General features: G+C 57.5%; 10 protein-coding genes. 2 read left to right on the top strand and 8 right to left on the bottom strand.

All coding sequences use genetic code 11. The features are described from left to right. Positions 1 to 108: 108 nt before the first annotated feature. Positions 109 to 648, bottom strand: a complete 540-nt coding sequence (locus RISK_RS24755) for a M50 family metallopeptidase (protein ID WP_047816998.1) — start codon at positions 646 to 648, stop codon at positions 109 to 111. A gap of 184 nt (positions 649 to 832) precedes the next feature. Here RISK_RS24755 and RISK_RS24750 point away from each other — a divergent pair, with 184 nt between their 5' ends. Beyond that, positions 833 to 2191, top strand: a complete 1359-nt coding sequence (locus RISK_RS24750; protein WP_047816997.1) for a Gfo/Idh/MocA family protein — start codon at positions 833 to 835, stop codon at positions 2189 to 2191. A gap of 398 nt (positions 2192 to 2589) precedes the next feature. Here the strand turns inward: RISK_RS24750 and RISK_RS24745 are convergent, their stop codons facing one another. From RISK_RS24745 to RISK_RS24735, 3 genes are all read right to left on the bottom strand, one after another. Continuing rightward, positions 2590 to 2958, bottom strand: a complete 369-nt coding sequence (locus tag RISK_RS24745; protein WP_047816996.1) for a VOC family protein — start codon at positions 2956 to 2958, stop codon at positions 2590 to 2592. Positions 2959 to 3033: 75 nt separating this feature from the next. Further along, entirely contained in the window at positions 3034 to 6009 is a 2976-nt protein-coding gene (locus RISK_RS24740) for a PVC-type heme-binding CxxCH protein (protein WP_047816995.1), read from the bottom strand. Then, entirely contained in the window at positions 6006 to 7499 is a 1494-nt protein-coding gene (locus tag RISK_RS24735) for a hypothetical protein (protein ID WP_201778963.1), read from the bottom strand. The genes RISK_RS24740 and RISK_RS24735 overlap by 4 nt, the downstream gene beginning before the upstream one ends. A gap of 419 nt (positions 7500 to 7918) precedes the next feature. Here RISK_RS24735 and RISK_RS24730 point away from each other — a divergent pair, with 419 nt between their 5' ends. Beyond that, entirely contained in the window at positions 7919 to 9454 is a 1536-nt protein-coding gene (locus RISK_RS24730; protein ID WP_053061296.1) for a sulfatase-like hydrolase/transferase, read from the top strand. A 218-nt stretch (positions 9455 to 9672) separates the two neighbouring features. Here the strand turns inward: RISK_RS24730 and RISK_RS24725 are convergent, their stop codons facing one another. The 4 genes from RISK_RS24725 to RISK_RS24710 all read right to left on the bottom strand — a co-directional run bounded on the left by RISK_RS24725 (position 9673) and on the right by RISK_RS24710 (position 14022). After that, positions 9673 to 11007: a Gfo/Idh/MocA family protein gene (locus RISK_RS24725; protein ID WP_047816994.1), complete on the bottom strand. Its 1335-nt coding sequence runs from the start codon at positions 11005 to 11007 to the stop codon at positions 9673 to 9675. A gap of 242 nt (positions 11008 to 11249) precedes the next feature. After that, positions 11250 to 12383, bottom strand: coding sequence for a Gfo/Idh/MocA family protein (locus tag RISK_RS24720; protein WP_047816993.1), 1134 nt, complete (start codon positions 12381 to 12383; stop codon positions 11250 to 11252). Then, on the bottom strand, positions 12380 to 13213 hold the full coding sequence (nagB, locus tag RISK_RS24715; RefSeq protein WP_083435158.1) for a glucosamine-6-phosphate deaminase: 834 nt from the start codon (positions 13211 to 13213) through the stop codon (positions 12380 to 12382). Before nagB ends, RISK_RS24720 begins: the two co-directional genes overlap by 4 nt. Beyond that, the gene (locus RISK_RS24710; RefSeq protein WP_047816992.1) at positions 13210 to 14022 is read right to left on the bottom strand and encodes a PIG-L deacetylase family protein; all 813 of its coding nucleotides are present in this window, start codon (positions 14020 to 14022) and stop codon (positions 13210 to 13212) included. The genes nagB and RISK_RS24710 overlap by 4 nt, the downstream gene beginning before the upstream one ends. Positions 14023 to 14263 lie beyond the last annotated feature (241 nt).

Raw genomic sequence — 14263 nt, 5'->3', positions numbered from 1 at the left:
TTGTCTGAGCTGCGACAGGAAACGAAGGGCGGTGAGTGATTCAGGGAATGGTCTCCGGAGGTCAGGTCCCGGAGGAAGGATCGCGAACGACCCGATCGGCATTGATAGTCAAGCGTGCCGACGTTGTGCCATCTCAAAATGGTGTTTCACGGCGCGGCCGCTGATGGTGGTCTTTTCCAGCAGCTCTTTCGTGATCGCCTGGATGGCGTCAAGGTTGGCGTCGTCGTGGAGGATGTGTTCGGTTTTCGCGAGCATGCGTTTGAGCAAGGTTTCGTGCTGGCGTTGCGATGCGGCCCGTGTGCACAAGCGAGCCGACACGTCGCGAAGATCCTGGGAGGCTCCAGCTTGGCAGTAGACACCGGTGAAGCGAGCCTCGGACACCATTCCCGCCAGCAACACCAAAACGTCATCTTCGAGTTGGTCCTTGCTGCCTTTGGAGCGGCCTTTTTTGATCTCGCACGTGCCCAGCCGCGAGCCGCCGAATTGCAATTTGCCGGGAGCGATCGTGACTTTTTGCACGCTGCGGCCGACCGCGAGCGCCATCACAGCATGACCGGCTTCATGGAATGCGGTCGCGATGAGTTCCTTGGCGGCCGCCGGGATGGGGCTGGGGGCCGCCGATTCAGAGTTGGTTTCGCGAGAATTCATCGTGGCAGTGTAGATGAGAAATCAGAATGCAGCGATCATGCCTGCCCAGCGGAGCGGTGCCAAGCCGGTTGCACCGCGTCACTTTGGCTCTGTTAAAATGTGCGTTTCAGGGAATCTGCCTCTCGCCGGTTCGTCTGTGTCTGTTCGGTCACTCCCATCCCCACTCCCCACTCCGAAATTTGCCATGGAACGTCGCTCCTTTTTAGCAGCCAGCGCTGCCGCTGCCACCGTTGCTGCCACCCACGCCAAGTCGGCTTCGGCCGATGAAAGTCGCCGACCTCGACGCGTCGCGTTGATCGGATGCGGTTGGTATGGCAAATGCGATTTGCTGCAGTTGCTCAACATCGAGCCGGTGGAAGTGGTTTCGCTTTGCGACGTGGATCAAGTGTTGCTCGATGAGTGTGCGGACCTGATCGCCACCCGGCAGAAGTCGGGCAAGCGACCGGAAACTTTCGCAAACTACGAGGACCTGCTTGCCAAGAAGAATGCCGACATCGTGTTGATCGCCACTCCCGATCACTGGCACGCTTTGGCGATGATCGCCGCGGTTGAATCAGGGGCAGACGTCTACGTGCAGAAACCAACCGGCGTCGACACGTTGGAAAGCAAAGCGATGTTGGATGCGGCTCGGCGAACCGGGCGGGTCGTGCAAGTTGGAACTCAACGTCGCAGCACGCCGCACTTGATCGATGCCAAGAAGAACGTCGTCGACGCGGGTTTGTTGGGCAACGTCGCATTCGCGGAGGTGTGTTGTTACTACCACATGCGAGCGAACAAGAATCCACCGGCGATCGATCCGCCACCCCATTTTGACTACGAAGCTTGGACGGGACCCGCGCCGATTCGTCCCTACACGGAATTGACTCACCCGCGGAAGTGGCGAGCGTTCATGGAATACGGGAACGGCATTGTCGGGGACATGTGTGTGCACATGCTGGATCTGGTGCGCTGGCAATTGGATTTGGGATGGCCCAAACGCATCAGCAGTGTGGGCGGGATCATGGTTCAAAAGGATTCACTCGCCAACATCACCGACACCCAAACCGCAACGTTTGACTTCGATGACTTGGACGTGGTTTGGACACACCGAAGTTGGGGCAGTGCTCCGGACCCAGAGTATCCCTGGGCCGCCAAAATCTATGGTGACAAAGGGACTCTGAAGCTGAGTGTGAACAAGTTCGAATTCGAACCACGCGGCGGTGGCAAGAAGATTTCTGGTGAAGCCTTGATCGAGACGGATCAGTACCCCACCGATGTCACCGACAAAGAAAAGTGGTCGTTGGAGTTGCACGTTGCCTCCGCCATCCGCGGTCACATGCGTGACTTTTTGAACGCGATCGACAACCGCACGAAACCAGTCGCCGACATCGAGCAGGGGCACATCAGCAGCGCGTCGTGCTTCATGGCGAATGTGGCCATGGACCTTGGTCGTACCCTGGAGTTTGATCCGGAGACGCACACCATCGTGGGAGACGAGGAAGCCACGCTGGCACTCAAGCGAACCTACCGGGCTCCGTACCAGCATCCGGCTGATCGAGCGTAATCTTCCAGGGGTCAGGACACTGGCTGGCACCTTCTGGCATTCTGGTAGGCACCGTCCGGCAGCGAGGGAATCGGGGGAAATTGCTGTTCGGGCGGTTCATCAATCCGGGGCCTGACGACCCCGGCAATGGATGTGTCGACCCTTCGGGCCTGCCGCCGCTCGGCGGCTTGTTGAGCGAAGGTGGTGACGACCGAGACCTCGGGTTAAAAACCCGAGGCTGACAACTGTCACCGCTCCGCGGTTGTTGTCGCCCACCCAAAATCGCACAACCAGTCGCGGAGCGACGGCAGCTGTTTGCCGCTCCGTACGATCGAGCCAGGAAATGGCTTGGCACCTTGCGGACATGACTGACAAGAGACGCAAGAACTGCGAGATCGCTGCTCATGGCTGCTTCGGAATCAGACCGGTTCTTTGTCCGACCAAACGGCGAATTCGTTGCCGGATGGTTCTGTGAAGTGAAAGCGGCGACCGCCGGGAAACGCGAAGATCTCTTGGACGACCTGGCCGCCGCAGGCTTGGACCTTTGCCTGCGTGGCCTCCAAGTCATTGCTGTGGAACACGACCAACGCAGCACCATTCACGGTCGTGGATGACTTCTCCGATTGGTAGAATCCGCCGTCCAGGCCCGCCGCTTTGTCGAAGGCGGTGTACTCCGGCCCATAGTCGGTGAACTTCCAATTGAAGCAGGCTTCGAAGAAGGCTTTGGTCGCGGCAAGATCCTTGGCAGGGATCTCCACGTAGTTGATCAGTTCGTGTGGGCTGGACATTCAACTTCCTCAGTCGTGGGATTGGGATGGCCCCGCGACTTTAACAGGTTGATTCGCTGTCCGCCCATCGCGGACTCATTCGACCTGCATCAAATACGAAATCAGGTCCGCCATCGCTTGCGGGGTCAATTGTTCCTCCAAACCTTCGGGCATGATGGACATGCCGGTGCTTTGAAGAAGCTCGATGTCGACACGAAGCAATTCGTCTTTGGCGGATTCTGCCCGCTGCAGCGTGATCGAAGTCGCGGATTCATCCGTGATCATGCCAGTCAGAGTTCGTCCATCCAGATCGAGTGCGACGTAGTTCAGGTACTGCGGATTCACTTCGCGGTTGGGATCCAACACATTGGTGAGGATGAAGTCTGCCCCCCGAGCTTTCACGGTGGCCAGGTTGGGACCAATCTCATGACCGCGATCTTCGAGTCGGTGACAGTTGGCACATTGGGCGGTGAAGAGTTGTCTTCCTCGATGCACGTCGCCTTCTTTTTGCAACGCCACTTGGTAGGCCTGAACGACTTCTTCGCGATTCTTGGAGCCACTGGATTCCAGCAGCCCAGTCGCCAGTTGGCGAATCGCTGAGTCGCTGGATTTCGAGGCCACCTGCAAACGGGAGCGGGAGACTTCGCTGATAGGAATGTCTCCAGCAACAATTGCATGGAGCAAGGTCTTCAAGCGATCCGGCCGTGAGAACAGAATCTCGCTGGCCGTTTCGCGAAGGCTCGGACTGAGGCCGCTCCATTGATCCAGCAGTGTTGTCGTGATTTCATCGGAATCGAAGCGTCCCCAGGTGGTCATCGCTGCGCGTTGGACTTCGATGGGTTGGCGACTGTCGATCAATGACGGCAGAATCTCCGAGACGCGCTCGAGACTCGCATAGCGTAGGTTTGCAATGGCGGCCACACGGGCATGGATGGACGCGGAATCATTCACTGCCAACTGTTCCAATGACGCAAGCATCTGCTGCATGGTTTCATCGACCTTGGCCAGCTCGCCTGACGCAGCAAGCCGGTGCAGGACGCTGCCGGAGCGAGTGCGCGACTGCAGCAATTGACCCAGGATAGGAAGAGCGAAGCCGCCATCGGAGGAGGAGAGATTCGAGACCGCGGCGAGCGCGAGTTGGATCTCGGTCTGGTCGTCTTGTTGGTTGATCTGAGCGGCAAGACGAGTTAGGAAGCCCTCCAGACGAGCGTCAACCGGTGGCGCGAGCAAGGCTGCAAAGAGCTTGCCAGCTCCCGTGCCGACGGAGCTCTGCACCGCTGTTTGCATCCACCGATCGGTGGGGTTTTGGCGAATGATTGCCGCCAAGGTTTCCGTTTTGTCGAGCCCCGGGATGGAGCCAATCGTGAAGGCCAGTTGATAGCGAACCTCGATGGATGGATCGGCGGAAAGCGTCTGCAACTTCTTTCGAAGTTTCTCATTGGGTTCGACGTGTTCAGCCAATTGGATCGCGAATCGGCGTAGCTCAGGGATTGGATCCGAGAGTCTCGGAAGAATGGTTGCGGAGTTCAGTTGTCCGAGACCATCCAGCACGGCCAAGGCGTGCAAGCGACCCAGGGGGGATTCCGATTCAGATGCCAATTGACGAAGTGGTTGAGTGGCTTGGGATTGTCGCTCAATCAGCAAACGCCCCGCCGTTTCTCGCTGCCAGGCATTGGGGTGAGCCAGGAATTCAACGAGTTCTGCATCCGTTGCAGCAAGCAAATTCGGCGTGGGTCGGTGTGAGTAGTCATCAGGAACCAGACGGTACAAGCGACCTCGGTCACGTCCCGAGGTCAGGTCCAAGTGTTGCTTGATCTCGGCAGGCAGACTCTTGGGGTGTTCGATGACTTCGCGGCAAACATCGATGATGTGCAGCGTTCCGTCAGGTGCGTTGGCAAACTGGGCAGGGCGGAACCAGATGTCGGTGGAGGTGACGAGTTCACTGTTGGGGTCGACTCGTTTTCCGATCCACTTCAGCCCATCGGGATGGAGTTGTTTGCGGTGAATCAAGTTGCTGCCAACGTCACCAATGATCGCCATGCCTTGGAACGAATTCGGCCAGGCGTCGCCCCGCACGATGGTCACGCCGGTGGCGCCGGTGAAGTAACCCGCGGCGCGACCGCCACCTTCAATGGGCCCCCGAGCTTTGCCGCTGACTCGCAAACGCGTCCGCACGATCCGCCAGGGTTCCACGGGGCTGGTTCGAAACACTTCGGCTTGCGGTCCATCTTCGGCGATCGAAATTCTTGCGGACGCAGGTTGCAGCAACGGGTTGCGACCGACGTAGCGATCCTCATACATGACTTGCTGAAGATGATCACTGTTGGAGGAAACGAACTTGCGTCCCCAATTGTCGAAGCACATCCCGTGTTGGGCGGCACCGCTGGTCAATTCGAATTCACCGGTGCGAGGGTCCAGAGCGATGTCGCGGCCGCGAACATTGATGGCGTCCGATTCTGGTTGCTCGGGACGCCGGATCATTCCGCCGGTGCTGCTGCAAGCGATGTGAATGCGGTTGTCGAGTCCCCATCGGAATGAGTTCATGAGGCCTTGGACATTGGACGTGCCAAATCCGGTCAAGACAGTTTCGCTTTGATCTGCTTTGCCGTCGCCGTCGGTGTCACGAAAGTAGTACAGGTTGGGTGCGTCGCCGACGAACAGCCCACCGTTCCAAGGGAACAAACCCGTCGGCCACAGGAGGCCCTCGGCGAAAATGGTGCTGGTGTCGTAGGTCCCGTCTTGGTCTGTATCAACCAAGTGAGATATTCGCGAGATTCCCTCGTCGCGATCTTCGCTGTAGCCTCGCATTTCGCAGACGAACAGCGAACCATCCGCGTCCCATTCCATCGCCACAGGGCTGGTCACCAACGGTTCGCTGGCAATCAATTCAATTTGAAATCCGGCGGCGATTTGGAAGTCTGCCAGTGTTTCCGAAGGCGGGGTGGCGGGGACGCGAGGAAGTTCCCCGGCGTAGTCCTCCTCTGCCACAGCGATTCGAAATCCCATCGCCAGCAGGAGAAACAGGCTGACGACGATGCTGCTTGTTGGCGAGATGCGTTTGATCGACTTCATCGTGATGGAACCTCGCTTGTGTCATCTGCGGCGGACTCAACGGGCTGGTCTGTTTCCACTTGCTGTTCTTCCGGGACTTCGAGCAGGGTGCGCACGCCTTGCATCAAAACCGATTCCACTTCGGGAGCCACCTTGGAAGCTCGCGGGCTGGTTTCGTAGCCGCCTTGTCCATAGGCAGCCTCGGTTCCGATGTAGCCCGGGCCGTAGTCGCCGTAGGCGGCCATGGCCACCTTGAGATCGGGACGCATGGCTTTCGCTGCCAATTGATATTCGACGAACAGTTCGCCGGGCATGTGCAACAGTCGAACGTCTCCGACCGAGAGGCAACTCAAATCGATTTTGTGTCCGTCCTGGCATCGCAGCAACCAAGCCAGATCATCGGGGCTGCCCCAGTAGTCGGTCGTGTTCCAATCTTTCAGCTTTTCTCGAAGAGCCTCGGCATCCAGGTGAGCCGCGGGTGGAAGAGCCACTGGCGCGAACGACCAATTCACATCGTCCGCCGAAATGGCAAACTTTTCAGTGGATTCGGCGGCGGCTTCCATGGCGTCGGCCAAACGTTGAGCCAGTGTCAGTCGGTTGGCGGGAGAGCCGTCGTTGTATTTGCCCGCTCCGATGTTCCCGCCGGCTCCGTTGAAGTGAACGTGCATCACGTCGGGCCGGTCTTGGCCGCGAATGAATCTCGCCAGCCCGGGAAAGTCGGGGCTGGGAACGCCGGTTCGGTAGTAGCTCTGTGGATGACAGGCGTAGTGCGTGATCACCGCAATGGCTCGGTCGCCGCTGAAAAAGGTCAGGGATGTCAGTTCGGGATCGATTGTGCCATCCGGTTCGGCTCGCAGCTTTGGATCCCGGCAGGCGGTGTAGCGAGTTGCGAAGACCTGGCCCGTTTCATCTTGGAGTCGGCGGTTGGAAGCAATCTCCTTGACCTCCGCAGTTCCCCAACCTGCGTGAGTGACTTCTTTGGCACTGGCGATGCCCTCGGTGACCGCGTCGAACAATCGGCTCAAAACCTCTCGGGCAAGTGAACTGTCGTAGGGGCCGAGGTCGGATTTGCCGGTGTCGTTGACGAGTCGTTCTGCAGAGAAGTCACATCGGGGCGCGTCGTGTTGATGCAAGGTGTGAACAGCGACTCGTTCGGGTGTCGTCCCGGCAGATTTGGCCAGTCGGCTTCGGAATTGATCGTGACCTTCGTTTCCAATTCCAATCCAATCGACGGCACACAGCACGATCGGGGCGTCCGCGCCGAGAATCACGATGCCCCGAGCCCGGAGCGTCATTTCTTCGACTCGTTTGACGCGGTCGTACGCCATCATGGATCCCACCGGTGGCGTCGCATCGACATCAAAGGTTGCCAATCGAATTGGCTGGGGGCGAGAATCTGACTTGGTAGTTTCGGACTGGGCGAGCAAGCTGCTTGGAAAGACAAACTCGCTGACCAGGCACATGGTCAACAGGAAGGGAGCGAGGGAGTTCACAAGGGAACGAGACGTCATGGCAGGTCTCCGGGCAAGTTGCCATGCACACGAATTCAGACCGACGAATTCCGGAGGTGAGGCAGGCATTGCAACGGATCTCGTTCCAAGATCATGGGTGCGATGACGATGCCAACCCGGGCCAACGTGGTCGTGTCCATTCGAGATGGATGGCGATCAGGGGGGAGTTGTTGGTGGGAGTATCCGCTTGCACTTGTCGAGTTGAGTTGCTCAAGCGGGCGGGCCCTATGGTAGCAGATTGAAACCAAGGCGATGGGGCTGAGAACGTCCCTGGAAGGCAGGGACTGCGAAGGTGGCCTTTTGTCGAAATTTTGGCACAACATTGCGTTAAACTTGCCTTCGCTCGGAATCTTTGAATGTCTGGGGATTGAAGCCGGGGCTTCTGTTTGACTCCAACGGGAATGGCTCGAATGAACTCTATGCGTCTCACCTGTTTGTTTTGGTTGGCCTGTGGGTGGACGTTCCCCATGGTGGGATCCGTCATCCATGGTTTCGCCGAAGAAACGCCGCGTTTACCAGCGAAGCGTCCCAACATCCTGTTGATCCTTTGCGATGACCTGGGATACGCGGATGTGGGGTTCAACGCGGCGCACTTTGGCGTGCAGACCGATGTTGTGACTCCCCATCTGGACCAATTAGCGAACGAGGGGGTGATGTTCACTCAGGCGTATGTGTCGCATCCATTTTGTGGTCCGAGCCGGATGGCATTGCTGTCGGGACGGATGCCACATTGTTTTGGTGGGCAGAAGAACCTGCCAAATGAATCCCTCGATCTGTTGGATTACAACGACAAGGGCATTCCTGAAACGGAGGTGTTGATCAGTTCCGTTCTGCAGCAGGCCGGGTATCGCACTGGGGGTGTGGGCAAATGGCACCTTGGTTGCAAGAGACCGTATCACCCCAACCAACGCGGGTTTGACCAATTCTATGGTTTCTTGGGAGGCGGTCATTTGTACTACCCGTCGGTGTCGGACAAGATCGAACCGAAGGTGAATGACTACCAGTATCTCTTGGAACGAAATGGGCAGTCGATCGAGTCGCCGGAAGGTGCCTACCTGACTGACACGTTGACCGACGAAGCCGTCGAATTCATCGCAAGCAATGACGCCGATCAGCCGTTCTTTTTGTACTTGGCATACAACGCACCGCATTCACCACTGCAAGGAAAGACGGAGGACCTCAAGGCGTTGTTTCCTGATCACGAACCGTCCAACCCTGGCAACGGAGTGGATTTTCGAGATTACGACAAACGCCAGAACTATGTTGCCATGATGTACGCAGTCGATCGTGGGGTGTTGCGTCTGAAGCAGACCTTGAAGGACCCCAACCAGGACGGCGATTCAAGTGATTCCATCGCGGCGGACACGCTGATCGTCTTCCTCAGCGACAACGGCGGCAAGATTCTACAAGCGGCCAACAACGCTCCGTTGAAAGACGACAAAGGCTCCACGCACGAAGGAGGAATTCGCGTGCCGATGTTGATCGTTTGGCCGGGGCACTTGGAACCGGGAACCGTGTTTCCACATCCCGTGACGGCACTGGATTTCTACCCGACTTTTGCGGGCTTGGCGGACGCTGCCGTTCCAGTTGGCAAGGTTCTGGACGGCAACGATGTTTGGCAGGACCTGACGTCCGGCAACAATCCGCATGCTCACGACACTCTGTTTTGGCTGCGGCATCACGGCGGAGGCAATGAGGTCGCGATCCGAAACGGTGATTGGAAAGCGTACCGAAAGCAGTTTGGAAAGTGGCAGGTCCACAATGTTGTCGAAGATGCGGCTGAGTCCAACGACCTGGCATCAACCAACCGTGAGTTCTTGAAACGCCGGGTCCACGAGGGAGCCGATTGGAGCAAGACGCTTGTCTCACCGGAGTGGCATGACACGGCGGCGGGGCGGAAGAGCTGGATCGAGAATGGAATGCCAAAGTTCGAGCAGACGTTCCAATTGCGTTGATGACTCGGGAGACGTGCAAGCCAACGATTCAGCGAGGCTGATGGGCCTGGTTCACTTCATGAGTGCCTGCTGCATGCCTTGTTGGCGGATGCATGCAATGGTGCCTGATCGAAGTGATGGCACAAAAAGGGACGGCCCGATTGCCGCCCCGAGGAACAGCTGAATGACAACTGTTCTGCTTTGATGTTGGAACTCAAATCAACGTTCGGAGAACGCGATCAGATGAGTTTGGTTTTGCCAGGGATGGCGAAGCTTGGCTCGGGGCGGCTGCCGTCCCATTGCAAGTCTTTGGGGAACAGATCCAGTTCCGATTCGTTGGCCACAAAGTCCCAGGTGACTTTCTTGCCGGTGTAGGCTGCCATCCGGCCCATCACGGCAGTCAAGGAACTGTTGGCCGTTTCGAGCAATTCGACGATGGGTTCACCGGACCGAATCGAGTCGATCAAGTCCTTGTGTTCTTGACGGTAGGCGTCGGCGATGCTGCCTTCCAGTTTCAAGGTTTCTTTGCCGCTGCGATCCAGGAAGGTCGACCCACTGCTTCCGGCACCGATGACGGCGAAGCCCTTGGTTCCGCGAACGGTGCTGCCGTTCTCGGCGGTTGTGCCAGGGATTTGGCGACACATGAACGAGACGGGGCGATCGTCTGTGTACAGATAGTCGATGCACATGCTGTCCCACATTTCGCTGTCGTCGGGACGAGTGAAGCGCCCGCCCGAACCATAGGCGCTGACGGGTGGGCCTTGCATGACCCAGTTCATCAGGTCGATGTTGTGGACGGCTTGCTCGGCGATTTGGTCACCGGACAACCAGATGAAGTGCATCCAGTTGTTGAGTTGGTACTGGGTGTCGCTGACGCCTTCGCCACGGTTCTTGTACCAGATGCCGTTGCTGCAATAGCGTGAGGTCATGCCGATGACGTCGCCGATTTCACCGTCATGGATTCGTTTGACCGCTTCCATGTAGTTGCTTTGGCGACGGTACTGGGTGCCGGTGACGATTGCCGTGCCATTCTTCTTGGCTTCTTCGTGAGCAGCCACACAAATGCGGTAGCCAGCGGGATCGACGCAGGATGGTTTTTCAGCGAAGACGTGTTTGCCCGCTTTGACTGCTTCGGCGATATGAAACGGACGGAAGGCAGGCGAGGTCGTCAAGAAAACGACTTCCACATCGGGGTCGGCCAAGACCTTCTTGTAGGCGTCCAGCCCGGAATAGATGCGGTCGTCGGCGACGTTGATCTTGTCAGCGTGTCGCCGTTTCATTCCTGTGCGGAGACGTTCCGCGTTGCCTTGGTCCAAGTCGGCGATTGCGACCAGTTCGATGTTGTCGTTGATCGTGAGTGAATCGTTGACGGCACCGGTGCCACGTCCTCCGGCACCGACGATTCCGATTTTGATTTTGCGATTGGGGTCGGTGGACGCGGCTTGGGTGTGAACCATTTGGTTGGCGCCAACGGTGGCCGCCAGGGCTGCGGTGGCGGTCGCACCGCGACGCAGGACATCGCGGCGACTGGTGGTCTGACGTTCAGAAGTGGTGCGGTTCAGCTTGGCATTCATATCAGGCTCACTTGGAAATTGTCAAAGGAACAATCGCGGCATCACGATTGGGAAGGACAGAAACAGGCAGGTAGGAGTGCGCCAGAACAAACGACTGGCGGCGGGAACGCTGGGAAGGGAAATGGACGAGGCCACGGATCTTCTGGGAAGCAAGTCAAGCGGATTTCGTGACCTCGTCCTTCCCATTCGCTTCGCCCGACAAACGGGCTCCACGAAGTCGAATTTGAAACAGTCGGCAGATCTTAAAGACCTTCGCTGCCGACTGCTTCTTGGCTTTGCAGTTCGATTGTTTTGCCGGTGCGGAAGGACTCATCCGCCGCAGCGACAATTTTCATCGAGTTGACCGCATCTTGAAGATGGGCCGTCAGATCGTTGTCTTGTTGAATTGCATCCAAGAAGAATTGTTGTTCGCGATGGCATAGTCCATCGTGGTCGGGTTCATCTTCCAAATGGATCCATTCGTCGTCGCGGGCAAAGTTGCCTTCGGCGTTGAGTTTGCCGTGGTGCAGGCGGATCGATTCGGTTTTGGTGTGAGCGTCCACGTTGTCGCTCTGTCCCGTCGACGAAGCGGATTCCGCAACGATTGAGACGGAGCCCTTCGGTCCGACCACGTCTTTCACGAAGAATGCGGTCTCGCTCATCATGGGGCCCCAACCGGCTTCGTACCAACCGACCGAACCGTCTTCGAACGTGACCTGCAATTGGCCGTAGTTGACCATTCCCTCCGGGAGTTCGTCGGTCAGACGGGCACCAATTCCGGAAACACGGACTGGTCGTGAACCGGTCATTTGGCACATGACATCGACGTAGTGCACGCCACAGTCCACGATCGGGGAAACGGTTGACATCAGCCGTTTGTGAGTTTCCCAGGTTGCACCGGAGGAAGACTGATTGAGGTTCATCCGCATCACCAGGGGCTTGCCCAGAGTGTGAGCGATTTCGATGAACCGGTTCCAACTTGGATGATGTCGCAGAATGTATCCGACCACCACTTTGCGGTTGGTTGCCAAGGCCGAGGCCACGATGGATTCGGCGGCCTCCACCGAATCAGCGAGCGGTTTCTCGACAAAGACGTGGCAACCGGCTTCCAAGGCAGTCGTCACGAAGCGAGCGTGCGTGTCGGGCCAAGTGGAAACGCAAACCGCATCCGGCTGAGTCGCCTGCAGCGCTTCGTCGAAGTCTTGGTAAGTGGGGTAGTCGCTGCCAAGTTCTTCGTTCAGTTTGGCTCCCGATTCTTTGGATCGCGTGCAAATGCCAACGATCTCGAAGCCGTCGATGGCTTGGTACGCCAACGCATGAGATCGTCCCATGTTGCCGGCGCCCACGCACAGAATGCGGACGCGTGGTTGGGGGGAGGTGTCGTCGGACGCACTCATTGCGAGAGTTCTCCAGTCGTGGACGGTGACAGGCATTCCGCAGCGGCGTCGTCGAGCAAATATTGCACGTCACGATGCGACTGCAGAAACGAAGCTGGGATCGCGGAGGTCATCGTTCCCTCGATGGCACGTTGGACAATGTCGGCTTTGTGTTCGCCGAATGCGAGCAATCGGATTCGATGGGATTGCAGAATCGAGTCCACGCCCATGGTGATCGCGAGCAGTGGCACGTGGTCCATGCCACCAAAGTCTTTGACGGCATCCAGCCGTGTGAGGTTGTCAAGTTTGACCAACCGGGTTCGTGTGTCTTGGGTGGCACCTGGTTCGTTGAAACCGATGTGCCCGGTGCGTCCAATTCCTAGCAGTTGAAGATCAATGCCGCCGGTCGTTGCGATCAATTCATCGTAGTCGCGGCAATACCCCGGAACGGCTTCCAACTCAATCGTCCCATTGGGAATGTGAACGTTGGTGCGAACAATGTCGATGTGATCAAACAACTGTTCGTTCATGAAACGAACATAGCTTTGGGCGGCATTCGGTTTGATCGGAAAGTACTCGTCCAGGTTGAACGTGATCACGTTGTGGAAGGAAAGTCCCTCTTCCCGGTGCATTCGTACCAATTCTCGGTAGACACGAATCGGAGTCGATCCGGTCGCCAGTCCGAGAACACAGTTCCGGTTTTCGGAGGCACGTTGGCGGATCAAGGCCCCAATCTCTCTCGCGACGCGTTTGCTGGCGACGCCGGGATCTGGCAACTTCAGAACAGACAGTCCTGGTGTTGACTTCGTTGAGTGATTGAGTGGCGACGGGCTTTCCAAGGTACTGCTCATGAGTGAGACGCATGCATTGCGGAGTCGGGCGAACGGGATGAATGTTGGCTCGGGAAAAGTGCCGCCAGCAAGTCGTCACCGGGGTGGCCATGGCCACGATGCTGCACAAAGGCTTCTGCCGCATGCGTTCCGATGTCGGTTCCTCGAGCTTGGCTGTGGGCTTGCATCGCGGTCAAGTATTCGTTGATGCCGTTGTGCGATCGCAACCATTCCGATTGGCTTTGGTGGCAAGCCAACATGCGTGCCTTGGTTTCGAGTTGGTCGCTGATGTCAACGTACGAGGTGGGCGTGATCAAGTTGCCCATCCGATCCTGCCCGTCATGTCCATCGGTGTAGTACAGGTAGGGAACCCTTGAACCATCGAGGACCGGTTCACGGGATGCATTGGGAGCGGCGTAAACAAAGCTGGCGGCTCGACCGAGTTGACCCGAAATCTCATGGTCGGCGTGGTAGTCCGACATCGGCATCGTGATCACCAGAGTTGGCGCGATGCGTCGAAAGAGGTCGATTGATTTTTGCAACGCTTCACGGTCGTACACGAGACGTCCGTCCGGTTCACTCAATGTGTGAAATGTGGCGCCGATCAAATGGGCTGCGTCAGTGCCTTCCTGGAAACGAATTCGGGCGGTTTCATCGGGCCCCATGTTCATCGACCCGCAATCGCCAGCGGTGACCGAAACGATATGAACTTCCCAGCCCGACTGTTGCAATCGAATCAAGGTGCCGCCGCAACTGATCTCCGCGTCGTCGGGATGTGCCATGAACGCGAGGGCCACTTTTCGGTCGGGAATGGAGGGGCTGATTGGCATATCGGGATGACTCACGTTTGGGGGATGCGATTCGTCGTGGCCCATTCTGCAGAGTTGCGAAAGTCGTTTCTCCACGACAGTTGCCATTTTGTGGTACTTTGTTTGCGCGTCGGCAAAGCGTTTTATGAAAATGTGCGCAGTTCTCTGAGAAGTGATACTCGTTGTGCGCCTTTGGGGACGATGCATCTTGATGCGTTCGTTCGCCCCGTGATTCGTTTTGGACGCGTTGGCAAGCGAGCTT

This window comes from Rhodopirellula islandica (assembly GCF_001027925.1).
Classification (GTDB): Bacteria; Planctomycetota; Planctomycetia; order Pirellulales; family Pirellulaceae; genus Rhodopirellula; species Rhodopirellula islandica.
Note: the sequence above shows the minus strand (reverse complement) of the source record. Positions and strands in the feature narration are given on the sequence as shown.

Excerpts from the sequence above, each read along its gene's own strand:
- RISK_RS24750 (WP_047816997.1), top strand. The coding sequence starts at position 833 with ATGGAACGTCGCTCCTTTTTAGCAGCCAGCGCTGCCGCTGCCACCGTT.
- RISK_RS24745 (WP_047816996.1), bottom strand. The coding sequence starts at position 2,958 with ATGTCCAGCCCACACGAACTGATCAACTACGTGGAGATCCCTGCCAAG.
- nagB (WP_083435158.1), bottom strand. The coding sequence starts at position 13,213 with ATGAGCAGTACCTTGGAAAGCCCGTCGCCACTCAATCACTCAACGAAG.
- RISK_RS24710 (WP_047816992.1), bottom strand. The coding sequence starts at position 14,022 with ATGCCAATCAGCCCCTCCATTCCCGACCGAAAAGTGGCCCTCGCGTTC.
- RISK_RS24755 (WP_047816998.1), bottom strand. The coding sequence starts at position 648 with ATGAATTCTCGCGAAACCAACTCTGAATCGGCGGCCCCCAGCCCCATC.
- RISK_RS24735 (WP_201778963.1), bottom strand. The coding sequence starts at position 7,499 with ATGACGTCTCGTTCCCTTGTGAACTCCCTCGCTCCCTTCCTGTTGACC.
- RISK_RS24730 (WP_053061296.1), top strand. The coding sequence starts at position 7,919 with ATGCGTCTCACCTGTTTGTTTTGGTTGGCCTGTGGGTGGACGTTCCCC.
- RISK_RS24725 (WP_047816994.1), bottom strand. The coding sequence starts at position 11,007 with ATGAATGCCAAGCTGAACCGCACCACTTCTGAACGTCAGACCACCAGT.
- RISK_RS24720 (WP_047816993.1), bottom strand. The coding sequence starts at position 12,383 with ATGAGTGCGTCCGACGACACCTCCCCCCAACCACGCGTCCGCATTCTG.
- RISK_RS24740 (WP_047816995.1), bottom strand. The coding sequence starts at position 6,009 with ATGAAGTCGATCAAACGCATCTCGCCAACAAGCAGCATCGTCGTCAGC.